The following is a 26,567-nucleotide window of genomic DNA, read 5'->3' as shown; positions in this document are numbered from 1 at the left end:
TGTGACTCCGAGATTGAACTTTTTAACAACCTGAGGCACAGATGTAAATCATCTGTGCCTCACTTATTTAATCATATTTAATTAGTCTAAAATAGGTAGTGCTACTACCGTTAACTGACCTTCGTCTCCTTCTATACCATTTACATCGATATTGTACTCTAACTCATCGTCAACTTCTGCTTTCTGAGATACTGTATACTGTAAAAGATAAGAATTATAACCATCTGCCAATTCAGGTATTACAATTTCAAATGTTTTCTTTCCTTCAATACTTTCTCCTTTAATTTCTACAAAGCCAATATTGCCATAATCAACAGTTAAATTTCCTGAATTATCAACTTTGAATAATTTTAATTGAGCTATACTGAACTCTTTATCTAAAATTAATTTTATTTCTGGTTCTTTATCGAGAACCTTAAATTTAGCTGCTAAGTGCGCATCGAATCCGGTAACAACTTCATCAGTTTCAACAAATTTATTATTAATATACATACCATTGTTTATTATTGTGGTACTATTTAATAATTCAAATGTAGCCACTTGGTCATACTTCTCATATTTCAAATCTATAGTTTTTAAATTTTCATCCTTAACTATAAGATTTTCATCTAAATCCTTTAATGTAAATGTATATATTCCTGATGGTTGATCACTTAATGTAATAATTCCATCTTCATCAGTTTCATAATCTTCAGTACTTCCATCTGGTCTGGTAACAGTTACTTTAACTGTACTATCACTATTTACTACTTCAACTCTTATTTTACCAGATCTAACTCTAATTTCATGTGTATCACTTCTAACATCTCTATTACCACTCAAATATTCATATTTTAAATGATTAGTTATAGTTATTGGTTTGTCATCATCTGGTTTATTATTCACCTTAAAACTTAACACTGTAGATGGTGGATTATTATTAGGTGGATTATCATAAGTTATTGTTTTACCATCGACGTCTATATCTCTTATATTCCAACTTTCATTTGGAATCAATTCTAAAGCGTCATTAATATCTCTAGACATCCAGTATTCAATATTTCTAAAACGAGTCCTTATATTTTCATCATCATTATGAGCAATTGCTGTTAAAGTAATCTCTGCAGTGTCTCCTACTAAATATCCATTTTTACTCTCCGATATTAAATCAAGTCCAATTTTACTTTTATCTATTAATTCAAATTTCGCTTTTTGTATATTATTACCATATGACAATTCAAAAGTTTTAAAATTTCCACCTTTAACCATATACTTATCTGGTAAATCTTTTATTGTAAATTTATAGCTTCCTGGCAGCTGGTTACTTAATGTAGTAATTCTCTTATCGTTAGTATGATAATCTTTAATACTTCCATCTGGTTTTTCCACTTCTACTTTTACACTTTCAAAAGCTGTACCATCACTATTAACTACTTCAATATCAATCATTCCACTTCTCACATTAATAGGATAACTATATTCAACTTCTTGCTTATCTACACTTATATTAGAATAATCAAAAGTTATTATATTTTCCACTGAGTAATTACCCTCTTGTTCTAATTTGAACTCGAAAGTTTTTTTCTGTAATTGTGGTTGTGGATCAGGGTTAAATGTTATATTACTTAACTCTTCCCAGTTACTATCACCAACAACTTTCAGCGCATCATTATCATATTCCATTGAAAAATCTATATTATTAGTTTTTGTTTTAAAATCATCACTAAATCTATCTGCAATAACCTTCAATTTAAATGATGCTGTTTCTCCAACTAAATATCCTCGTTTTTCATCAATGGTCATATATATAGGATTATTTAGATACCTTAGAAGATATATTTCTTCTGCTATTGCTCCTTTTGGGTCTTCCACAACTATTCTTATTGTAAACTCATTATTATCTCCTACATATTCGTCTAAAATACCTTGATAAATTTCAACATTTACCTGTTCACCATTCTTAATATCACCTTCATCATAGCTTATAACTGAATTTCCATTGATATAAACTTTACCACTTAAAGGATCCCCATCTAAATCTCTAGCGATAAAACTAAATTCAAATTTTTCCTGAGACTTAGATATTTTTTTATTTTCCTCAAGATTTGTTACTTCAAGTGTTGGAGCATGGTTAGCACTTCTTGAAGCTTTAATTATTGTATTCATGAACATTTCATGCTCATCTTTCTTTGAACCATTTCCGTCTGGGTTAACATGCCCAGTTCCTGAATAAGTTATATTCCCCTTAGTATATGTGTAATAATTATTTCTTCCATCATATTTATCATAGATATAACTATTGGAACCTTCACCATCTAATGTAAACCATGGAATAACATCTTCATCTTCTAAATTAAGCTGAAAATATTGTTCATGTGTTGTTGCAACATTAAGCTGTTTCTGAGGATTATTTGCTAAATTATAAGGGTATCTTGTAAATAATCCTTCATTTAATTTATAAGTTTTATTAATATGTGGATGACTTGGCGTTATCCCATTTTTAACATCTAAAATACCTTTAGTAAATCCATAAGAAGCTTTTGTAGCGTCTGGTAAAGCATCATGGACTATTTCATTTAAATAAAATTCATCATTATTATAACTTATCCTATCATTATTTTTTATAGAATTATTATTATATCTGCTTTGACCAATAATATCTCTAAATTGTTCAGTTAAATTTTCACATTGAGCTCCATAATTATTTACATGATAACTCATAGTATCATGGGTAAACATTACACTCTGACCTGTTTTAATAAATTCTTTAATCGCTTCTATAGCCTCAATTGTTAAATCACCATTCTCAAATCCATCATCAAAACCTAAAATTATCATGTCATAGTTACCGTTCAATTCTGTCTTTATATCACCAATGTTATTAGGATAATTATCATTAAAATCATCAGTTCTTAAAGTAGTAACTTCAACGTTGTAATAATCTGTAGATAAAGGAACTTTCATATCATCACTAATATCAAAAGTATTTCTTGGTGGAATTAATTGTAATACTCTAACTTCCAACTTATCACCCTTATATGCTGGGTATCCAGTTTTATAAGCTTTAGAACCTGTTTTAATATCCTCTATTTCCAATTTCCAAGGCATCATTCCAGTAAAATATTCTTCAAGTCTATAATTAAGTACATATCCTCTTCTATTGGGTTTTGACTCATGTTCCTCAACAATTTCATCTTCTCTAAAGAATCCATCACCGTTTTTATCCAAATATAATCTTACATTCATAAGATTTTCGTTATTACCTGTTACATTTATATTATTTATATCAAATACAAAATTCATATTTTTAGTGTCTTCATAAAAGTTTGAAGTTGTAGTACTATCATTATCTATAGTCCCTAAAAAATCAATCGGTGACTCAGTGATAGACAAAATCGGTCTTTTATTACAGTCTTCATATAGTTTGCTTATTGATTTGATTTTTTCAACAATATCATCTGTAGTTATAAAATTGCTTTTATTACCAATATAAGAATTGAAATTAGAATGTAGTTTGGTTTCATTATCTTCAAACACACTGTTTGAGAAAATTGTAAGTTGTCCAGAATCTACAAACTCTTTTAAATCATCAGCTTTTCTATTGGTAATATCATTTTCACTGTAGTATTCTAAAGAATCTGTTCCGTTATCTTTTGAATTATTATATGGAAGTTTATTTGGTCTACTTCCTATATGCGCATACGAACCATTTTTGCTTCCTATATAAACCACATCATAATTACCATTTATTTTATCTATATCAGATATAAACTGCGGCATTGACATTTGTGTCAAATCAATTCCATCTTCTTTAGCAATACTTGTAAACATAGATGGTTCTAATTCAAAATTTAGAGTTGGTTGTACTTCTAAAACCTTTAAATTTTCTCTAAGCTGATGTTTTACAGTTATATTAACTGGCTCAAACTCAATTTGTCTATTAGCTTCATTAACATCTGTAAATGTAATAATTGACTTACCTGTTTCACTTAAAGTATAATCTCCAAGTTCTTTTGCACTTAAATAAACTTGTATTTTTATTGGCTCTGCTGAATATATTTTTTGTCCATTCTTTGTAATTAAATTATATTCTATCTTCTTGATCTGCACTGTAATTTTTTGACCATTCTTAACTATATTACTCTGATTAGGTCCTGTTTTAATTTCAATGCTATTAGGATATTCATCCTGCAGTTGTACATTGTTTAAGAATATTTTTTGCTTTAATTCACCATTTTCTTTAAAAGTACTTCTAGGTTCTATATCTGCTGGATTAATCGTATATTCAAGGATAAATTTATTCTTTTCATTAACTATATTTCCACCCTTAACAACCTTCGATACATTTATTGTACTTTTCCCATTAACAGTAAATGGACCATAAATTCCTTCTCTAGTAATATCAGTTCCTTTACCAGTTCTAAAAGCAATGTAATAATCACCAGATTCAGATGGGAATTTAACTCCTTTACTTCCTGTAAATATACTAGTAGCATATTCTCCAGGTGTTATATTTTTAGATGGATAGAAATAATTTTGAGGTACTCTTTTCCATGATGATCCATTGTTATCAGAATACTTTATTTCAAAAGCAGCGCTGCCTCCCCAGTTGAAGTACTCTAAATAAATCGGATAATATTTACCTTCTTCTAAGCTATATACATTATTAGTAGTTCCAATATTCTTATTTCGCCCTTGTGGTTTAAACATATCAACAAAAGCTTTTGTTTCTCCATTAACAGTTATATATCCTCTACAACCATCATCTGAATGTGCACCAAACTTATAATCACCAGTTTCATCCACTTTGATGTATCCCCAAAACTTTGAAGATTCTTTATATTGTCCACCTATAGACATTTTTTCTATAAATACAGAATTAGTTACCCATCTCTTCCCATTAGTACCATCACTCTTTATGTAATCTTCTAATTTACCATACTGTTGTGGACTTGATGAATATATTGCCTCTTTATAAGTTGTAGCATCAAAAGGATCCTTGAAAACTTCTTCAGAATCACTCCACTTTGTTGTATCATTTAAAAGTGGCATATGGCTAACATCAAAAGATCTTTGGTTTAAGAATCCTCGTTTTTCTGTTACAACATCTTCATTTACCGTCTCTTCATTTAAGTCTATACTCTCCCAACCAGTTATAGGCATATGTGAAGGTGTTTCCGAGCTATTTAAAAATTGATATTTGAAGAAGTCAACATCTTTTCCTTTCACATTTATATTGGCAAAAGCATCTCCTTTAAGTGTGATACTTGGATCTAAGATTTCATCTACTCTTTTATCTTCATTTTGAGAAGATACATCGTATGTATCTCTTAGTCCTGATGCATCTGAAACTTTGATATTCACTTCAGGTGCTATTGCATATTTTTCTATTACCTTTATTACTGTTTCTGTAGAAATATTCTTAAATTGATTCTCTACAGTAATATCTATTGAATTACTTCCTTCTTTAAAATCCACTCTTTGAGAATATGTTCCTTCTTCAGTTAACAATCTATTTTCAGCAACAATATCTCCATTAATTTTTACACTTGTAATTGTAGAGTTTAATTCAGTTTGTAAATCTAATATCCCTTTTATGGTTTTATCATTTTCGTTCCAACCAAGAATTTCTATGGGCTTCAGATTAATTAATGGAACAGTTTCTTCTGCTTTATTTCGTGATTTATCCTCTGCTTTGATATTAATTAAATTACCCTTTAAATCGGCTTTATCAAGCTGTACAGAAAAAGTTTTAGGATAATTATTAGGACTTTCTCCTGTTTTATTCTTATACCAAAGACGCTCTCCATCACTATTAAGAATTTCTATTTTTGAAGGTTCATCAATTATTAATGATAATTTATATTTATCTTCATCAGTACCATGTTGTGATAAACTCGCTGTTATCTCTGGTGGTTTATTTTCATATACTGATATATCTACTCCTGGAAAAGCTTTATGCCCATCAGTTCCATCAATATCTTTATAATCAATATACGATGTAATGTTATCAGTATTCTCTTCACCTAAATTATAGTCTCCTATTTCAGTACCTTTTAACTTAATAAAAAATTCAAATGGTTCAGCTTCAAACTGATTACTTTCTTCATTTAAGATATATGAAATACTTCCTATATCTCCTGTTACAGTCTGACCATTAAATTCTAATCCCTCCGATACCTCAACTATATTAATTCCTTGAGGGAATGTTTCTTGAAAATTTATGCCGTGAATAGGTAAATCACTTTGTATTTGTTCAGCTAGTTTTTGGTATACTTCATCTAATGCATTCCCATCAACTGCTTCTTTGTAATATCCATTAGCACTATTTGCTATATTTTTTAACTCACTTTTGTCTGCATCATTACTAAATGCAATCATAAAAGATTCAATTTCTTTTCCACCCTTTAATATTAAATCTTCAGCAGCCTTATTTGCATATAATTTATCGTCTTCAGTAGCATAATGACCTCCACCCTCATAATCATAATTATTTGGATAACTTCCATCTCCAAAATATAATTCTTTATACCATTTCTTATGTCTACGCCGGCCAGAACCCTCCCATTTCCATTTTTTTATAAAACTATGAAAAGTAGGTTCACCATCAGTCATTAAAATCACATATCTACGAGTATCTTCATCAGAATCAGAGAATTTATAAAATGCTTTCCTTAATCCATCTCCAATATTAGTTCCTCCATCAGCACTCAAAGCTTCAATTTTATCTGTTAAACTTTTATATTGAGTAAAATCTGATAACTTTGCAAAGTCTTTATTATTAAAATTATTATCTTGTGCATAACTTGCATAAGGAACTAAAGCAACTTTTACACCACTATTATTATCATCTTTTAGTTTTTCTAAAAAGTTTTTAGCAACCTCTTTCATGACATCAATTTTTGGTTTTTTATTTGTTGTTCTCCCAATTGTATTTTTAGCTTTTGTTAAACCTATAACTTTACCATTATTTAAATCATTAATAGTTGCTACATATACATTATAATATTTATTGCCACTAAAAGAATATCCCTCAATATCACTAAGCCAATCCGGAAGAGATCGGTATTTAGAATTATCCGAACTTATACCTAATGCTCTATCTGAATCATTATAAAGATATTTTAAATTACTTGAATTTAAATTTTTAATCCAATTTCCTACTACATCTATTTCTCTCTCTGAGTAAAAGATTAAATATCTTGTATCTACATTTTCACCTGCTGATGGTTCAGTAAATTGTATTGTGTAATCATATATATCTTGACCATTATGATTATCTCTCAAATTCACACTTACATTTTTTGTCGCATATTTCTCTTGAAATATAGATTGATGGTCATTTTCTTGATTATACCTTATTTCTTCTTTCATACTTCCCGATGTATCCATTACTAAAACGATTTCTTTATCCTTCAAATAGGATTCTGGAAGTATTTTATCTGCTTGTATTGGTTGAGATTGAATCTTATAATTGATTGTAAACTCCTCATCTATTAAAAATTGATTCTTCTCAACTGCTTTTAAAAGATTTATAGGTGCTTTAGGTAATTCATTAGCAAAAACTGGCAAAACACCTACTTGTGTTAACATTAATACAAGAACCATAAGAAAACTTAATAATCTTTTTTTTCGCATAAACGCTCCTCCTTTTTAAATTTTATTCCCCAGTGCTCTTTCTCTCAAAGCTTGACCTTCACCTGTGCAATTCAAGTACCCAATACAAGGTGATTTATTAAATCTTCAATTTCTAAAGCCTTATTATTTATGGAATAATATATCCCATGTATATTCTAATTATTTCTTCACCAAAGAACATTGTTATAAATGTTCCCAATGCCAAAAACGGTACAAACGGAACATACTCTCCTCGTTTAATTTTCTTAAAACCCAAGGCTATTATGGATAATATTGCGCCAATTGTTACTGATAGGAAAAAACTCAATATGAATTTAGAAAGTCCTAATGTTAATGCCATGCAAAGTATGACTTCTACGTCACCTCCGCCAAGTCCCTGTTTCTTAAATATAATTTTGGAAAATAAATTAATTCCTCCAAAGACAATTACCCCAATTAGTGCTGCAATAATATAACTTGATACATCTTCTTTATTTAAAAATTGAATAAATACAAATATCACAGACACAATTATTGAACTCCATGAAACTATGCTATAAACATATTGTGTATTATAGTCTATTAGTGCTAAAACTATTAAAATTGAACCTATGACAGCATATTTTACAAAAATTAAGGTGAATCCAAATTTAATATACAATAATAGATACAGCGTCCCATTTATAAATTCAATCAGTGGATATTGCATACTAATTTTCTTACCACAACTCCTGCATTTCCCTTTTAAAAACATATAGCTAAATATAGGTACTAAATCCTTAACTTTAAGCCCATATCCACATGCTTTACAATGAGAACTTGGTATCAAGCTCTCTTCTTGTGGAATTCTATAAATGCAAACATTCAAGAAACTTCCAATACTGATTCCAATTAAAAATATAAAAAATTCTATCATGTTTAACCCCCTATCTCTTCTTGGTTTGGGTTTATGTTCCTCAACTTTATGATGACCTTGCCAGTCTTCTCCTTAACAATCTTTTTATATGATGTTGTTACAGTATAGTTAATCTCTAGTGCACATGCTTGTGCAGGACTAGTTGTTCCACCACTTTCATTAATGAAATTTATATTGAAATTTTTAACATATGACATAAATGTATTTGTGAGCTCTTCAACTTTGCTTTCAACTTCTCTTTTTGAGTGTAGTTTCAAGGTATATAATCCGTCATTTTCTACTAAATAAAGATCACCCTCATATGGTTCTTTATTATCTTTATAATAATAATTAAAACTCAATAGCACTGTATCAGATACACCAATATCCCTATTTTCTACGATTTCACATGTACCCATTAGTCTATTAGAAAGTCGAGTGAGTCCTCTATCTATATCTTCCTGTAGGTATGTTTCTCTACCTTGTGCTTCTATTCTCATATAATTACTCATGAAAACCGAAAAGATCACAACTGAGGCCATAGAGAAGATTGCCATTACAAGCATTACCTCCATCAATGTAAATCCTTTTTTATTTTTCATCATTTTACCACAACCCATTTCTCAATTGTTAATGGCACACTAGTATTAGGCTCCGGAGTAACAGTTGCTGTATTATTATCATAAACTTCTACCTTCACTTTATCTAGTTCATACCCTGATAAGCTCTTAAAAACATTTTTTAATGTATCATAATTCCTTGCTACAACCCTCTTTACTAAGGCATCATCATAATAAATTTTCACATTTGAACCATCTACTACATACAAATCTCCAAGTGTTATAATCGTTCCTGTGAATTCAAAGTCTCCTTCAAGATAAACATCTCCTTCACATATGATTATTCCAAATGAATTATTATTAAGCATAACTCTCTCACCATCTAAGCTGCTATCACTCTGACCCTTATCTGTCAAAACAGTCTTAGTTTCTGCGCCTTTGCTTATATAAAGACCATTATTAAAAGGCTTTACATTGTGATCGATCTTTAATAATTTATGAGGTGTTACTTCATAATCCAAAACGTTTTCTGGAGGGTTAATCAAAGATTTATATCCCAGAATATCATACTTGCCAATATCCTGATTATAGTTATTATCACTTTTGTTTTCAAACATGTCCATGTAATAAATTTTATCCTTAAGCTCTGCTTTCTTTTGTCTAACTAAATAATCATTATCATAATTTTCTTTGCCGTAGTTTGTACTAAAAGCACTTTTATTTGAGATAATAGCACCTGTATAAATACTATCACTAATATGTTTAATTGTAATACCGTTTCCTTGCTCTATTTTATTCTTATTTTCATCATAGAACTGCTTAAAGTATTTGCTTTTATCATATACATTGAAATTTTGAAAATACGTCGAATAACTTAATAGATTGATTTTTGTATTGAAAGGATCTCTCCCATCGCAATGTACATCTATAGATATGTCTTGCCCCACAACTGCTTCAGAAACCGCAATAAATTCATCAAAGGAACCTCTTTGCTCTTTTATTACCCCCTCACTTGTTTGCTCTTTTACTACAACTGCACTTGCTCCATTAAGAGAATCCTCCATTTTACCTTTTGGAGTTATAGTTACAAAAACATTTTTATTCTGTGAGTCATCAATATAAAGAAATGCTTCGATATTATTTTGAAGTTTAGGAACCTTAATAACTTCTATAACTTCACCACTTCCATTAACCAATTCAATACTCAGTTCATTAGAATCTTTAATGGAATCCATTTCAACTGGTATAAGCAATTCCTTATTGCCGATTCGAAACTTTCTATCTCCAACTTTGTCTATCTTATAAAGAGCTCCTTCATATTTTTCTTTTAACTGGTTGTCCATTCCTAGGTAGATTTCATTTTTCCCCTCTTCAGTGTATATGGTAAACCATTTTGAATATTTATTATAATTAGTTGCTAATACCAATGGAGATAACATATTTTTCTGAAGTTCATACTTTAAGTCTTTATCTCCAATTTCTAAACTTCCATTTAAGCTTCCTGAATACGCTTTGTAATTCCCCTTTATTGATATAGATTCTCCTGTCTGGTAATCATAAGTCCCTGTAGTCACTGGATTTTTCAATCCTTTGATATAGGACGTACCTGCCAAATATACTTTATCTTCTATATTTACAGAGCTCCCATCTTCCCCCAGATCCTCTGAGTTGATAATTATGGAACTTGAATTATCTACCTCATTATCTGCTGCACCCTCTCCACTAGAAACACCATAATATGAACCACCCACATCTGGAACCCCTACATTTAATGTAGAATTTTTAGCATTAATCTCGCAATCATCAAGAACATATATTGAGTGTTTAACAGACAAATCAGCCCCTTGTGCTCCTTTATTGAAAAGTACTCCCTTTGTGTAAAGATTTCCTCCTGTTATATTTACCTTAGCTCCATTTGATTTTATTGTCTGAAAATTATAATCAAACTTAACACCTTCACAGGCAATAACCTTTCCATTATTCACAGTAAGGTTGCTCTTATGAGAATTCATTTGAATTGCTACTTTATCTTTCCCGTTAAACACACCATCTTTATCTTCTCCATTAACATAGGCATCTCCATTAACATTAAGTGTAGCATTCCTAATACTTAAAGTCTCATTCACCACAAGCCCTTTATTCCACACAGGTGATTCAGGAAAAACCTTGTATTTAGTAGGAAAAGATAATTTCGATCCATAGTTTGGTACTGTAAAATTCAAATCAGCTGCGATAATCTTTTCTATCCCTTCATTATTGAAGGTTGATACAACATTGAGATTGAATCCGTCATTTGTTATAACACTTTCCTTTATAACTTCTTTATTAGTAACTTCCAGAGAAAGTGTATCATCATCACCAGCAGGATCTTGATAATTTTCTATACTAGCTATCATCTTGTCGATATTCTCTTTATCTTTTAAATTAAAGAAATCTATATAGGATATCTTGAAATAATTATCTTGATTTGTCTTCAGTGATTCTTCAATCAATTCACCATATTTATTAAATAAAACAAGATTGATATTTTCTAATTTAATCATATTATCAATTTGCTCTTCAATTTCATCAACTCTTTGCTCATAGTCTGGAACTTGTCTCATGAGAAATATCTTTTCTAATTTTTCTTTATCTTCTTCTATCATAGCTTCAATTATTTTATTTGTTTCATCATGCGCATAATTTGAAGCTAATTTCACATATTCAGATGCTACACCATATGCTTCATCTATCCCACTTTCACTATAGTATAAGTTTACCCTGCTGTTTGAATAATATTTTCTATTCTTCATGCTCTGAAGTGTAAGTGTTGTTAGTGTTGCACCCATTATCATCAGAACAGCGAATATTGTCATCACATATATTAGAATTGATCCTCTCTTCTTCCTCATATCTTGAACCTCTTAATTTTCTTGTGTCCTTTTAATTCAATCATCTTAGTGATGTTATTTCCATGTTCTCTAAAAACTGCAACATTGAAATCATATAAACTGTCAATAGTTATATTTTCTCCATCAGGGGTTTTCTCTCTATCATTACTATAAACTTTAATCTTATTTCCATATGTTATAAAGTCAATGTTACCAGCTGTTTGGTGTTCAACATATAGTTTTAACCCTAAGGATCCATTATTACTTAATATATACGAGAAGTCTTCTCCTGTATTATCTTTTATAAACATATTTCCCTTTGTAATTGCTTCTTCGAATTTTTTGTTCTTTTGGGAATATATTTTTATCACATTTCCCTCTAAACTCACCTTAGGGAACAATTGCTCTTTTGAACATTGAAATTTTGTATATTCTTTACCCTTTAAGTAAAATATTACTTCATACTCTATTTCTCCATGTTCAGTTATTTCCATACCAACCTCACACTCTTTCATAGTTTTCCATTCCGGTACTAGCTTATTATCACTCTTTTTTTCTTCTTCACCAGTTTTTAAGTTAGGAAATGAAATCACAACAAAGAGATCCGTATTTTCTTTATTGAATACTTTCGAAGAATCAATGTTCTGTCCATATTTCTCTAATTCATCTATTATGTCCCCAGACCTTATTTCTTCAAATTTGCTACCAAGAAATGAATCCTCTGAATTATTTCCCTTTGATTTATTAGTTTCTGCAATTGACATAACAAGTTCTTTGAATCTAGTATCCCCCATATTCTTTATCTCTTCAAAAACATGTTGTGCTAATATGCTGCTATTCTGTTTCCCATCAATCTCCTTATTAACCTTTAAGGAAAAATATATATTGTTAAATACGGCAACTGATATTATCCCAATAATGGATAATGCAATAATAATCTCTAAGAAAGATGTCCCCTTTTTCTTTTTTATATATATCACTCCCATTATTTTAATTCCACCTTACCTACAGAATCTATTAATAAGAATCTAGGTCTTTCCTGATCATCACCTATTACTTTAACCTTAACAGGTAATGAGGTTTCATTCTCAATGATTACATTCACCCCGTTGTTATCTTTATCTGAATTCCTCTTGGTTGAACTCACCTCGATTTTAATCATATCTTCACTGTTTGGAGTAAATATTTCGTATCCAGAGTGAGGAAAATTCAAATCTCCAATAGAATACTTAATATAATATTTTTCCTCTTCCTCTCTTATGGAAATTTTACAATTTTCATAAGTTGCACTTTCTAGTACAACTGCACTTTCACTATTTCCATTTGAAAGATTAATATTCATTGTTGGCAAATCAGAACTAGTAGGTTTTAACATCATACTCACATCAGCCTTCTTGGTCATGAAATCCAATATAGTGCTATCCAGATTTTTTGAAACAAATGGATTGTTCCTGTCAGCTGAATTGTAGAATTTCATATACTCTTCATCATTCATTATAGGAAGATAGTATAGCTCAAGTGCAATATTCCCTGTTAATTGAAACATTTCTCCACTAGTAATATTAATATTCCTAATAACAATCTTTCTTCTAAAAGCCTCTATTTCAGATATGAATTTCATCAACTGATTGAAATCCCCTTTATATGATAATGTAACCCCCATCTTTGCAATACTTACACCATTACCTTCTACATCATCATTTTGAGATTCCATTTCCTGAATATCTTCCTTTGCAACCTCATCCTTATTAGAAGCACTAACCTTATCATATGCCTGTTCAATTGAACTTTTCTCTGTTCCATTAACACCTTCACTACTGTTTATAGACAAAATTTCATTACTTTTTTGAGTGATAGACATATTATTTATATGTATTCCTGAATTGTCAATAATTTCATCCATTACTGCAATTACATCCTCTTCTCCAATAAAGTTGAATAAATCAAGTGATAATGAATTTACTTCTTTCGTTAGTTCCTCTATCAACTTAATATTTTGTTTATCTCTTCTATCCTTTTGGTCAATCATCTTTACTCTCTGCTCTAGCTGAATCTTTTCCTCTCTTAAGCTCTGGAGTTTCTCTTGTCTTGGATTAAGAAGAAACTTTGAATAGAGAAACATTGAAATGACAGCAAAGAGTACCATAACCATAACTTTTTCTCTTCTAGTCATATTCATTATTCTCACCCTCCCTTATCTTCCCAGAGACCATAAACCTATACTTTAGTGTTCCATCTTTTTCAACTGTAACTATAGAGGGTACATATACCTCTTCAAGCCCTAATTTTTTAAGATTGCTTATGGTTGAAGCAACTCCTTTTCTGTCACCTGTCTCGCATTGCATTGATACTTGTCCTGTATTGCTTACAAATGATGAGATACTTACATTCTCAGGTAATGAGTTGAATATACTCAATATCTCCTTAGTAGTAATATCAGTAGATTTATCTATGTATTCTTTTGCACTCTTTACTTGTGATAAGAACTCTGTTAAAGCTCTAGCTTGTTCCTCACCATTATTAAGATTTTCCTCTATCTTTGATACACTTTTAGAACTAAGTAATTTATTATTTGTCTCTATACCCGATCTTTCACTTGAAATTAAAATCTCCAAATACACAACGGAACTTATGGCAGCACCGAAAATCACTATTATTGCAATTAGAAGAACAGACACTATTTTATTCTTGCTCTTCTTGTCTTTAATAAACGAATTAAAAAAATTTAAATCCCGCATGCTTACCTCCCGTTTCTAAATGAAGCTCCAATATTATTTATGAGCATCTCTATATTTTCATCTTTTAAGTGAGTACTTTTAAATTTTATTTCATTTAATTTTCTAACTTCAATATCCACTATCTCTTTGAGAATATTCTCTATCCCATTGAGTTTACTTCCTCCACCATATATATAGATGATATCCACTTCATTTCTCAAAGTATTTGAATAATAATTTAGGAGTCTCTCAATCTCTCTTCCCCACTGAAGCGTAGTATCGTATATAATTGAAGATTCTACTCCATTTTCTTCTTCTGAATTCTTATCCAAATCTATATTCTCAATAAGCTTCATAACATTCTCTTCTGACTCGCCTCTTTCCTCATGGAAATATCTAAATATATCTCCAAATCCAGATTGGATGATTCTTGAGAATTTAAGTTCCTTGTTCTTATAACCATTAAAGGTGATACTGTTATCTCCTATGTCAACCAATGCAAAAGATGATCCCTCAAGATTTAAACCATTAATTTTTTGAACTCTCTTCACGAGTTTCGTTACCCCATTAGAGTGTATATCAAGGGCAACTGGCTTCAATCCTAAATTATGACAAAGATCATAGTAATTCTTAGCCATGTCTTTTGGAAAAACCACCACTCTCACTAAAAGTTTATTTTCAATTATCCCAAGTTTAATATACTCAAGAACATAAGAATCATAGGCTAGAGGAAGATATTGCTCCATCTGTGTTCTTATAATTCCTTTGATATTCTTATCCTTTGTCATTGGAATCTCTATTTCTCTAGTTATGATATTAGAACTATTTGTAGTAAAGATAGCATTTTTACACTTTATCTTATTCTCCTTAAGCCCGCTCTCAATCTCATCTTTTATGGATATAAGGTTTGTTATATTCCCATCATTGAAGGAATTCTCTGGGGTATCTAAAATGACTGCCTTCTTAATGTTAATTCCATTTTTAGAAACAGCAGCCTCGGTGATTTTTATTTTATTATTACCTATGTCTATACAGATTTTATTATTTAAATTTAACATTTTCTTTCCTCCGTAGGGGGATTTTGGAAAGGGCACTTGATGTGCCCCTATATTAATATTCTATTGAATGTACTATTGTGGCATCACCACTGGGATGAACCGTTATTGTTCCATTTGAATCTATTTTAGCTAACGTTGAACTAATTTTAACAGTCCAAGTACCACCAGTTTTTGGCGCACTAGTGTTTGAATCAACATAATTTAGTACATCAGTAAGATCTGTACCTGTTAAAGTATACATTTTTTCAACTGTAGTAACCTTTTCGCTAAATTCGCCATTTTCATATGCTAACAAGGTAGCTTCAGCAATTAATTTTGCTGCTGCTTTATCAGCTTTAATCTTTGCATTTTCTTTATAAGCCGAATACTTAGGAACAGCAATCGCTGCTAAAATCCCAATTATAGCTATAACAACTATAAGCTCTACAAGTGAAAATCCCTTTTTCTTTTTATTTTTAAACTTAGATAACATAAATATAACCCTCCATTTTTATAATTTCCTCAATATAATAATAATCTGCAACTACTGTTAATCTTTATCTACTGATTTCAATAGGGTCAAAATCAACTGATTTACCTGTTACTGGTTCCAAGTTAACTGAAATAGTAGCATCTGTAATTGTTACTGACCAGTGATCTGCATCTTTTGATTTAGGCGTTACGTCGCCTAAATAATTTTGGATTAACACCCAATGTGGTTTATAAGTAGTAGTGGGATTCTCCTTAGTACCACCTATAGTAGCTACACTATCCGTATCACTAATGTTACCATTATTATCAAGAGCTGTAAGCGTTGCTTCAGCAATAAGTCTAGCAGCTGCTACATCAGCTTTCTTATTTGCATTTTCCTTATAAGCTGAATACTTAGGCACAGCAATCGCTGCCAAAATTCCAATAATAGCTATAACAACTATAAGTTCTACAAGTGAAAACCCTTTCTTTTTCTTTTTTCTTAAATCTTTCATCATAATATTATCCCTCCATGTTTTTTCTTTTTTATTTATATTCATTGTGGATATGCTCCACATAGCTTACATTCCTCCGTTTACGGCATTTGCCATATCGAACATTGGTAGCATTATTGATAATACAATAAATCCAATGACAACTGCCATCACTATGATAAGTAGAGGTTCCATCATGGATGTCATCTTCTTTACTGCCTCTTCAACCTCTTCATCATAGAAGTCAGCTGTTTTCTCAAGGATTTCTTCAAGTTCCCCTGATTCCTCTCCAATCTTTGACATAGCTGAAATCATAGGTGGAAACTCTTTTATTTCACCAACTACTTCGGAGAATGATTCCCCTTTCATTAGTTTATCTCTACCATCTATTAGTTTATCTTTTATATACACATTACCCACAATGTCTGCTACTGCTTCCATAGCATCCACAATTGGTATACCACTCTTAATCATTGATGATGTGGTCCTTGTAAATCGAGCTGCTACAACCTTTCTCCTGATTTTTCCAAAGATAGGAGTTGAAAGCTTGTTCTTATAAATTTTATTAGCAACAGTATCTTTAGTTCTTATGTATCTATATCCTATAACCATAAGTATGATAACTCCAATAATAACCAATATGTAGTTTTTTAAAAAATCACTAGCACTCATTAACATTCTTGTTGGTAATGGAAGTTCAACTCCACCATCCCTAAACATCTCAACGAACTGTGGCATAACTGCTGTAAGTAAAAAGGTAACAACTGATGCACAAACCACTACAAGAATAATTGGATATGTCATTGCAGCCTTAACCTTGCTCATAAGCTTATTTTCTTTTTCATAATGAGTTGCCATTCTAAGACAAACATCATCAAGTGTACCACTCATTTCACCTGCCGCTATCATACTAATCAGCATAGGAGGAAATACATCACTATGAGCTTCCATTCCCTCTGAAAGGGATGTTCCTTTTTGTATACTATCTATTAGTTCCCCTATAGCAGCTCGTAATCTTTTATTTTCCATATTCCCTTTTATGATATCCATCGATTTTATAAGAGGTGCTCCTGCCTTTAACATTGTGTGAAGCTGCCTACAAAATATGGATAGTTCTTTAGCCTTTACCTTAGAGAACAAAGAGAACTCTATATCATTTGACTGTTCCTTCTCACTAACCTCTATTGCATAACATCCATTTTCCCTTATCATGGCCATTACTTCATTTCTATTATTAGCACTGAAAACGCCTTTTTTCTCTTTTCCTGACTGATCAATCATTTTATAAACATATTGTGGCACTTATACACCCCCCTCATGTGCCTTATTCCAAGAAGGCTACCTTGGCATATTCACCAAGCGTTATTTCCCCTGAAATTAGATATTCTAGTGCTTGTCCTTTTAGAGAAGTAATCCCCTGCTCATCATTAAGTCGCCTTAAATCCTCCGTAGATTTACCCTCTTGTATCAAATCTCTATGCTTATTAGTTATTTCCATAACCTCAAAAAGTCCTATTCTTCCTTTGTAACCAGTATTTCCACATTTTGAACATCCTATTGCATTATAAAACTCAATATGATCATCATTAGTTCTTCCCACCATTTCACGTTGAGCTTTAGTAGGGATGAATTTTTCTTTACAATGTGGACATAATTTTCTTACCAACCTCTGTGCAATTATCCCTGAAAGAGCCGTTGAAACAATATAGGATTCAACACCCATATCCACCAATCTAATTACCGCTGAAGCTGCATCATTAGTATGTATTGTACTTAAAACAAAATGTCCAGTAATTGCTGCTCTTGTGGCTATCTGAGCTGTATCTCCATCTCTAATCTCTCCAATCATCACAATATCAGGATCTTGTCTCAATATTGATCTTAATCCAGCATTGAATGTGAGACCAGCCTTTGTATTTATGTTAACTTGATTTATTCCCTCCATCTCATACTCAACGGGATCTTCTATTGTCACTATATTTTTATCACTGTTATTTAACTCATTTAATACTGCATATAATGTAGTGGTTTTACCACTTCCTGTCGGTCCAGTAACTAGAACAATTCCAAAAGGACTTTTTATCATCTTTTCTATTCTTTCAATTTGTTTTTTGTTGAAACCTAAATTGTTCTTATTTACAAGGTTTTTGTCTTTCTTAAGTATTCTTATTACAGCCTTTTCTCCATGTATAGTTGGTAATATCGATACCCTCAAGTCAATCTTTTCATTTCCCATATCAGTCATTATACGACCATCTTGTGGTATTCTTTTTTCAGCTATGTCCATATTTGCCATAATTTTAATCCTAGCAATAAGAGCTGCCTGTGACTCTTTTGGCATCCTTATTACTTCATTTAATACTCCATCAATCCTATATCTTACCTTTACGTGACTGTCAAACACCTCAATATGTATATCACTTGCTTTTGATTTTATTGCATTGGCAAATATAGAATCTATCAACTTTACCGCTGGAGCATTCTTTATCTCTTCTAAGCTCACTTCTTCATCCGTTAACGTAATTTTTCTATCTCTAACTTCTTTATTTAACTCTTCAGCAACTTTTTCTACATTTCGCTTGGAATAACACTTGTCAATGGTCCTTTCAATTTCATCTCTTCTGCTAATTACAGGTACAATTTCTTTACCAGACGTTATTTTCAAATCATCAATCGCAAAAAGATTCAATGGATCAATCATAGCTACTTTCATTGTATTTCCCTCAATCTTATAAGGGAATACTACATATTTCTTTGCAATTCTTTCTGGAACTAGTTTTATTGCATCCAAATCTATATTTTCAGTTTCTAAATATACCCTATCTAATTTAAGTTGAATTTTTAACACTTCTATGATTTCATCTTCACTAAGAAGATTATTATCTATTATCAATTCACCAAATTTCTTCTTTGTTCCTCTCTGCAATGCCAATATTTCCTTCAATTGATCCTTTGTGAGTTTTCCACTCTCAACTAAAAGATCCCCTAGCCTCTTCCTACTTTTGAACATAAAACCTCTTCTTTCTTCTATTTATATATTTTTCCTATTAAAATTAATTATATACCACTTTGCATTATTATACAATTAAAAAAATGCTAAAAAATTAACATTTTGTTCTTTTTTTATTAAAACCCATTAAACTTTTCTCTTTTGAAAATCTAAAAGTAGATAAGAACACCGAAAACAATTAATTATTATTCTTAAAGCATCCATTCTAAATTACTTTTGCTTTTTTCCATTATTTACCAACAATTATTTTCTACCTTTTATCTAGTTATTTATCAAAAAGATTCACTTTATTACGCTTATTTATCAAATTTTAATTATTCTCCTCCAAATAAATGGAATATTTTTACTATTAAAATTCTAACATAAATTTTCATTTTTTTATGTTTTTTAGTCTGAAACATTAAATATTCCATGTGAATGGTTATTTTGGGGGTTTAAATGGTAATGAATTATTCTAATTAATATATCCATATTTAGCATAACTTCTTATTTTGGGTAAATAATTTAGGGTTTATTATTCTTTTTTTCTTTTATTTTATTGGCATAATTTCGACATTTTCTATTTTTAAGCCATCCTTCGACATTTTCTATTTAAATGTGAATCTAATTTTATTTTCTAATTTTTTAGTCCTCCACTCTAACAAATCACCACAAAAACAAAACAAAAAAAATAGAAGTAATAACTTCATTACTTCTATCCGCTCTATATTTTATATTCAGTTATACTATTAATTAATCTTTGACTTGTTATTAATTTTCATCTGCCTTACTAGAATAATTGATTGCATTCTCAATATTATTAAAGAAATTTTCTTCTCCAACCAAGTCATATACAGCTGCTTTTTTCAATACACTCTTTGGCTGTTCATTTATTCCTGAGATTAATATTTTAATTTTATGTCTCTTGCACATGGTTATCATTCTTTTAAACGCATGTAAAGCTGTTGCATCCATTGAGGGCACATTTCGCATTCTAATAATCAAAATTTTCGTTGTGTCCCCTAGTCCACTCAGAACTTCTACGAACTTATCTGCTGCACCAAAGAAAAAAGGTCCATTTATTTCATAAATTCGAACATTTTTAGAAGTTTTTAATTTCTTGCTCTCTTCTTCAAAATCGAAATACTCTTTTTCATCTTCTTCAGCAGCATCTAGGTTAACACTATTAACGTTAGCTACATCACTCATTCGTTTCATGAATAAAAATGCTGATAATACCATCCCTAGTTCAATTGCTTTAACAAGATCTATAAACACAGTTATTAAAAAAGTTACTAATAAAATCATAATATCACTTTTAGGAGATTTAAATAACTCTTTAAATTCTCTCCATTCACTCATATTATAAGCAACAATTATTAGTATAGCAGCAAGCGCTGTCAAAGGTATCATCTTTGCTAGGGGCATAAAAATAACCAAGATAAGCAATAGTGTTATAGCATGTACCATTCCCGCCACTGGTGTTCTACCACCATTTTTTATATTTGCCACTGTTCTTGCTATAGCTCCAGTTGCTGGAATTCCACCGAACAAGGCTGATCCCATATTAGCTACCCCTTGTGCAATTAATTCCATATTGGATCTATGTTTTCCACCAATCATTCCATCTGAAACAACTGCTGCCAACAAAGATTCGATTGCACCAAGAACAGCTATAGTAATTGCTGGTCCTATTAGCAGTGGTATCTTATTAAGATCAAATGCAGGTAACTGCGGGCTTGGTAATGATGAGGATATCTCTCCAAACTTACTTCCAATCGTTGCTACTTCTAGATTAAATCCCTTTACAATAGCTGATGTTACAATAAGCGCAATCAAAGCACCAGGTATCTTTTTATTTATCTTTGGCCATAAGATAATAATCAACAAAGCTATAATTCCAATAATAGTTGTTTGTATATCTATTGTATTCCCTGCGTGAAAATATGCTTTCCATTTTCCAATGAATTCTACAGGTACTTCACCTATTTTCAGTCCAAAGAAATCTTTAATTTGGGAAGAAAAAATAGTTAATGCTATTCCACTTGTAAATCCAATAGTTATTGGATAAGGTATGTATTTAATTATTCCTCCTAATCGTAAAAGCCCCATAAGAACAAGAATTACTCCTGCCATCAATGTTGCCATTATTAAACCATCAACACCATACTTAGTTACAATTCCGTAGACAACTACCATGAATGCACCAGTCGGTCCGCCAATAAGAACTCTACTTCCTCCTAATAAAGAAGTAAGGAATCCAGCAATAATTGCTGTGTATAATCCTTTTTCTGGGGATACACCTGAAGATATTGCCAGTGCTATTGACAATGGTAATGCGATAATAGCAACAATAATACCTGCTGTTATATCCTTAAAAAACTGCTCCTTTGTGTAATCTTTTAATGTAGTAAATAATTTTGGTTTTAATGTAGACATTCTAGTCCCTTCTTCCTTAGGCATATTCAAGAAAATTCACTAGTCTTTATGCCTTATTTTTAATGTCACAAAACTCCGTTAAAATAATATTTGAAAGGTTGGACACAATAATAATTTAATCATATATGAACAACCTTTACTATTTTAATCCCATTGTGTAGAAAAAGCAATATTTAACTTATCTTATTTTTTTTATTATACTTTTCTAAGAACATATATATTAGGAAGGTTCTTTTTGATTATTAAAATTATATTTCAAAAAAATAAACTCAACTCATATGCAGCATATAAGTTGAGTTCCATTTAAAATAACTTCCTGTTTTCTAACCCACTCCAAAATCAGTATTAACCCACAACACTTCACACTTTTTTTCTTGTTCAAGCCATCTATACTCATCTTGGAACCAATCTCTCAATTCCTTATCTGGTTTAATGTCTGTTGTGTTTTCAGTATATACATTCACCGTGAAGTGATCAAAAGTCTCAAGCGCTAACTTTATATCATTTTTTATCATCTCTTTGGTTTGCCCTTTAATTCCTACCATAAGACAAACCGAATCAAAGTATCCACGCAATTCTTCAAGGGACTTATAATTGAAGCCTTTTTTCAGAACATCCTCTCTGAAGCTCTCATTAAAAGTCTCAAGTCCTGTTTTATATATAATATCAACCCCAAAGAAATCTCTCATTTCCTGAAGCCTGCTCCTATATATCCAATGAGCCTCTAAAAATAACTTCTTTATATCCAATTCCTCAACCTTTTTCTTAATTGCCTCAAGAGTCTCCTTTGGTAACTCAAAGACATTTCCTGAGTTTATAATCTCAAGTACCCCATATTCTCCTGTAACTTGTTCAAGAGCCTGAAGGTTCACTTCATTAATGTAGTTTATATCCATTGAATTATCATGTATATAATCACAGAATGAACATTTTCCCCATTTACAAGGAGTTGCCTTTAAGAGCAGAATCTCTCTTGGAAATTTTTTCTCTATTACACTATATCTCATCATTTTTTCATCACCAAAGCTAGTATATCACAGCAAGATTAAATGTCAAAGACCCAAAATTAAAGGATAATTTCCTCAAAGAAACATTCTTTCCTTTCTCTCTATTCTCTGTTCTTTTGTATTTTTTCATCTCAAAGCTTGTACTTTAACAAAATATTCGATATAATAAACCTGTTTGCTAAAAAACCGCAGTTCGAAACCATCCTGCGTAAAAAAAACTAGGAGGAGATAATTATGAATAATTTATTAGTATTTTTAATCTTTGCAGTTGTAAATTTTGCACTTATAGCGGCTGCATACAAATTCTTTGGGAAACGTGGTATTTTAGGGTACATCATCCTAAGTGTTATTGCTGCTAATCTACAAGTTAACAAAGGTGTAATATTTGATTTTGGACTCTTTGAACTTGAAGCAACCTTAGGTAATGTTATGTTTGCAGGTATATTCCTTGCCACTGACCTTTTAAACGAGAAATATGGATATAAGGAAGCAAAAAAATCCGTTCATATTTCAATATTCGCAAACATTTCATTTATAATAATCATGTATATTTCCACAATATTTCAAGGACTTGATTATAGTTCAAACTTTAATGAGGCTCTAAATCTATTTTTCTCAATTAATGGTGGTGCTTTAAAAGCTGTTTTAGTAGGAAATTTGGTATACCTCATTAGTCAATCATTGGATGTTTACGTTTATTCAAAGCTTAAGAACTGGAATGACTCTAGAAAAACATTATGGATTAGAAATAATGGTTCAACACTAATATCACAACTTGTTGATTCTATTCTTGTAACCTTAGGTTTTGCATTAGTTGGTATCTTTCCAATGTCAATTGCTTTTACTGTAATTATCACAACTTTGATAGTTAAGTATATCGCTGCAATTCTAGATACACCTTTCATGTATCTAATGTCGAACATTACTCCAAGAGAGGGAGCAGATGATTAGAAATAAGGTTATCATAGATTGTGATTGTGGAATAGATGATGCGTTAGCTTTAATATTTGCTATTAAAGCTAAAATTGATATCATTGGCATAACAAGTGTAAGTGGAAATGTTAATAGTTTAGAAAGTGCTAAAAATATAAAAGCTATTTTAAATCTTTTAGGTGAGGATATTCCTGTTTATACTAGTGGAATTCCTAATCTTGATGGGGAGTACATTGACGCAAAAGATACCCATGGTGAAGATGGTCTTGGAGAAACTTACTATGGAAAAGATTTTGATTACCGTTCAGATGTACAAGCTGAAGATTTTATTTTAGAAAGTTTAAAAGAATATGATAACATAGATATCATTGCCTTAGGTCCTCTAACTAATCTTGCTAGAGCATACTTAAAGGATAATAATACTTTCAATAAATGCAACTCAATCATCTCAATGGGTGGTACCTATAAAGCATTTGGGAATATGTCACCTGTTACAGAGTTCAATTATTATCATGATCCAAGGTCTGTAGAACTTATTTTAGAGTCTACGGTCCCAATGACAATGGTAACATTGGATGTGACACGCAAAATATTCTTAACACCTGATGTAACCCTTAACTTTAAGGATAAAAATGAGGTTGGAAACTTCATATATGAGGTTACAAAGTTTTATATGGACTTCCATAGAAAAGTTGAGAACTTTGATGGTTGTATCATTAATGATATTTTAAATATAGCTTATTATCTAGATAATAGCTGTTGTAGTGGAATCACAGCACCAGTGAAAGTAGTTACACAAGGTGTAACAAGAGGACAACTTCTTGTAGATTCCTGGAATATGTTCTATCCTGAAAGTAAAAAATGCTTAATTTTAAATGAAGTTAATGCAGAAAAGGTTATGGATTTATTCTTAAATACATTAGAACTTAAATAATATTAAAGTTATTAAGAACAGGGGAATTATAAAACTTTTATTAGACTTTTATTAGACTTTTATTAGACTTTTATTAGACTTTTATAATAACCCTGTTTAATTATTTTTTATTTGATTTAATCAAATTATTTTACTACATTTATTAAGAAACAAATTCTTTCCTCCGTTTCCTCATTATGTATTTCAAAAACTACCCGTCCAGGTTGTAATGCTTTTATTAAACCATCCCTATGAACATCAATTATTCCTTTCCTAGAATTTGCAATATTTAAATGTTTGAAATTTGATAGTTTCTTCCCATTAGCTTTTAATTGAAATGTTTCTCCTTCCCTCAATGTTAAATCATTTGCATTAAACTTCATTCCGTCTTCTTTTTTGATGTTCAAAACGTTATATTTTCTTATATGACGTATTTTCTCGGTGTTTTTATTTTTAACTACAATCTTAGAAGTTCCTGCTTTTTTCGGCTTTATGAGTATTTGGGTATTTATTATCTTAACCTCTATTGATTTTCCATCTAAAGTAACATCTATAGCTTCACCATCTTTTAAAACAAAATATATAAACTCCGTCTCATCAATATATAAACTGCTTTCAATAATTTGTTCATCATAATCATCAAAATTTATATTTTCCTTTTTTAATTCACCTTGTGATTTCCTTTTCATTTCCTTTTTATAACTAATACTCTTAATAATGTCTTCATCTTCAATTAAATTTCCATCTAAATCATACCATTTATTATTTATATTAAAGTAACAATTGTAATTAGATTCTATTATAGCCTTACTTATCTCAAGACTATTCATAAAATCACTCGCATATTCAATAGTAAATTTCTTATTACCTACAAGCAAAAAATCTTCATTAGCATCTCCATATACATTAATAGCATATCCCATGCAAAACACACAGAATATGAAAACAATACCTAATCGCTTCATTATATCACTCCTTTAATGCTCATCTATTCTGTTACAACAACTTTAGTAGTACGAAACTTATTTTTTATTTTAAAAGTCATGTTGGTAACGCCTTCTTTTTCACCTGTAATTTCTAGATAATTATAACCTTTTACAATCTCTAATAGTCCATTTTTAGATACTTTAACTTCATAATCAATATGAGTTGGGTTAATTATTCTAAACCTCTTAGTTTCACCAATAGCTACTTCCCATTTTCCATCTTCTACAATTAAGAAAAACCCTTTTAAAGAACTTAATATTGATTTATCAATTTCTTGTTTTTTCTGAATTATTAATTCACCATCACCTTTTCTGTATCTTTTTATAACCCCATTTGAATATTTTAATTTAATTTGAGGTAAAGTATTGTAGTCTTCAAAAATTTGTCCTTGATTATCAAACCACTTATCATTAACTTTCACCAATATTTTACCTCTACTATTCTTAATAGCCTCTCTGATTTCAAGAGAATTATTTTCATCATGTGCATACTCAAAAGTGTATGCATTTTCTCCTATCACAACAGTCTTATTTGGAATATCAGCATATACATTTATAAATATTGATAATAGAACACCAAAATACACTAGTCCAATCGAAATTTTCTTCATTTTATCCCCCCTTAAAACCATATACATATTATACCATTCAAACTATTAT

General features: G+C 30.6%; 18 protein-coding genes. 2 read left to right on the top strand and 16 right to left on the bottom strand.

Annotated features, from left to right (window positions below; genetic code table 11):
• Positions 1-81: 81 nt before the first annotated feature.
• The 14 genes from KDK92_RS14035 to KDK92_RS13970 all read right to left on the bottom strand — a co-directional run bounded on the left by KDK92_RS14035 (position 82) and on the right by KDK92_RS13970 (position 23,078).
• Positions 82-7,617, bottom strand: a complete 7,536-nt coding sequence (locus KDK92_RS14035; protein WP_250859962.1) for a VWA domain-containing protein — start codon at positions 7,615-7,617, stop codon at positions 82-84.
• Between the two features lie 127 nt (positions 7,618-7,744).
• Positions 7,745-8,512 (bottom strand): prepilin peptidase, encoded by a 768-nt coding sequence (locus tag KDK92_RS14030; RefSeq protein ID WP_250859961.1) that lies wholly within the window; start codon positions 8,510-8,512, stop codon positions 7,745-7,747.
• Positions 8,513-8,514: 2 nt separating this feature from the next.
• On the bottom strand, positions 8,515-9,096 hold the full coding sequence (locus KDK92_RS14025; RefSeq protein WP_250859960.1) for a PulJ/GspJ family protein: 582 nt from the start codon (positions 9,094-9,096) through the stop codon (positions 8,515-8,517).
• Positions 9,093-11,942 carry a hypothetical protein gene (locus KDK92_RS14020; RefSeq protein WP_250859959.1) on the bottom strand — a complete coding sequence of 950 codons (2,850 nt, stop codon included), beginning with the start codon at positions 11,940-11,942 and terminating at the stop codon, positions 9,093-9,095. The genes KDK92_RS14025 and KDK92_RS14020 overlap by 4 nt, the downstream gene beginning before the upstream one ends.
• Positions 11,939-12,907 carry a hypothetical protein gene (locus KDK92_RS14015; protein ID WP_250859958.1) on the bottom strand — a complete coding sequence of 323 codons (969 nt, stop codon included), beginning with the start codon at positions 12,905-12,907 and terminating at the stop codon, positions 11,939-11,941. Before KDK92_RS14015 ends, KDK92_RS14020 begins: the two co-directional genes overlap by 4 nt.
• Positions 12,907-14,100, bottom strand: coding sequence for a hypothetical protein (locus KDK92_RS14010; protein WP_250859957.1), 1,194 nt, complete (start codon positions 14,098-14,100; stop codon positions 12,907-12,909). Before KDK92_RS14010 ends, KDK92_RS14015 begins: the two co-directional genes overlap by 1 nt.
• Positions 14,087-14,659, bottom strand: a complete 573-nt coding sequence (locus KDK92_RS14005; RefSeq protein ID WP_250859956.1) for a hypothetical protein — start codon at positions 14,657-14,659, stop codon at positions 14,087-14,089. Before KDK92_RS14005 ends, KDK92_RS14010 begins: the two co-directional genes overlap by 14 nt.
• A gap of 2 nt (positions 14,660-14,661) precedes the next feature.
• Positions 14,662-15,696: a pilus assembly protein PilM gene (gene pilM / locus KDK92_RS14000; protein ID WP_250859955.1), complete on the bottom strand. Its 1,035-nt coding sequence runs from the start codon at positions 15,694-15,696 to the stop codon at positions 14,662-14,664.
• 52 nt (positions 15,697-15,748) lie between these two features.
• The gene (locus tag KDK92_RS24585) at positions 15,749-16,168 is read right to left on the bottom strand and encodes a prepilin-type N-terminal cleavage/methylation domain-containing protein (RefSeq protein WP_276575997.1); all 420 of its coding nucleotides are present in this window, start codon (positions 16,166-16,168) and stop codon (positions 15,749-15,751) included.
• A gap of 64 nt (positions 16,169-16,232) precedes the next feature.
• Positions 16,233-16,664 carry a prepilin-type N-terminal cleavage/methylation domain-containing protein gene (locus KDK92_RS13990; RefSeq protein WP_250859954.1) on the bottom strand — a complete coding sequence of 144 codons (432 nt, stop codon included), beginning with the start codon at positions 16,662-16,664 and terminating at the stop codon, positions 16,233-16,235.
• 63 nt (positions 16,665-16,727) lie between these two features.
• Complete coding sequence (locus tag KDK92_RS13985; RefSeq protein WP_250859953.1) at positions 16,728-17,942, bottom strand: type II secretion system F family protein; 1,215 nt, start codon at positions 17,940-17,942, stop codon at positions 16,728-16,730.
• A 22-nt stretch (positions 17,943-17,964) separates the two neighbouring features.
• Positions 17,965-19,650 carry a GspE/PulE family protein gene (locus KDK92_RS13980; RefSeq protein ID WP_250859952.1) on the bottom strand — a complete coding sequence of 562 codons (1,686 nt, stop codon included), beginning with the start codon at positions 19,648-19,650 and terminating at the stop codon, positions 17,965-17,967.
• 750 nt (positions 19,651-20,400) lie between these two features.
• A complete protein-coding gene (locus tag KDK92_RS13975) occupies positions 20,401-22,068 on the bottom strand; it encodes a SulP family inorganic anion transporter (RefSeq protein ID WP_250859951.1) in 1,668 nt (555 codons plus the stop codon).
• 323 nt (positions 22,069-22,391) lie between these two features.
• Positions 22,392-23,078: a radical SAM protein gene (locus tag KDK92_RS13970; protein ID WP_250859950.1), complete on the bottom strand. Its 687-nt coding sequence runs from the start codon at positions 23,076-23,078 to the stop codon at positions 22,392-22,394.
• Between the two features lie 231 nt (positions 23,079-23,309).
• Between KDK92_RS13970 and KDK92_RS13965 the strand changes: the two genes are divergently transcribed.
• Positions 23,310-24,026 (top strand): queuosine precursor transporter, encoded by a 717-nt coding sequence (locus KDK92_RS13965; RefSeq protein ID WP_250859949.1) that lies wholly within the window; start codon positions 23,310-23,312, stop codon positions 24,024-24,026.
• Positions 24,019-24,942: a nucleoside hydrolase gene (locus KDK92_RS13960; protein WP_250859948.1), complete on the top strand. Its 924-nt coding sequence runs from the start codon at positions 24,019-24,021 to the stop codon at positions 24,940-24,942. Before KDK92_RS13965 ends, KDK92_RS13960 begins: the two co-directional genes overlap by 8 nt.
• Before the next feature lie 125 nt (positions 24,943-25,067).
• On the opposite strand, the gene KDK92_RS13955 is transcribed toward KDK92_RS13960, so the two are convergent.
• Complete coding sequence (locus tag KDK92_RS13955; RefSeq protein ID WP_250859947.1) at positions 25,068-25,886, bottom strand: hypothetical protein; 819 nt, start codon at positions 25,884-25,886, stop codon at positions 25,068-25,070.
• A gap of 23 nt (positions 25,887-25,909) precedes the next feature.
• Positions 25,910-26,518 (bottom strand): hypothetical protein, encoded by a 609-nt coding sequence (locus KDK92_RS13950; RefSeq protein ID WP_250859946.1) that lies wholly within the window; start codon positions 26,516-26,518, stop codon positions 25,910-25,912.
• Positions 26,519-26,567 lie beyond the last annotated feature (49 nt).

The organism is Oceanirhabdus seepicola (assembly GCF_023684385.1).
GTDB classification, from domain to species: domain Bacteria; phylum Bacillota; class Clostridia; order Clostridiales; family Clostridiaceae; genus Oceanirhabdus; species Oceanirhabdus seepicola.
Note: the sequence above shows the minus strand (reverse complement) of the source record. Positions and strands in the feature narration are given on the sequence as shown.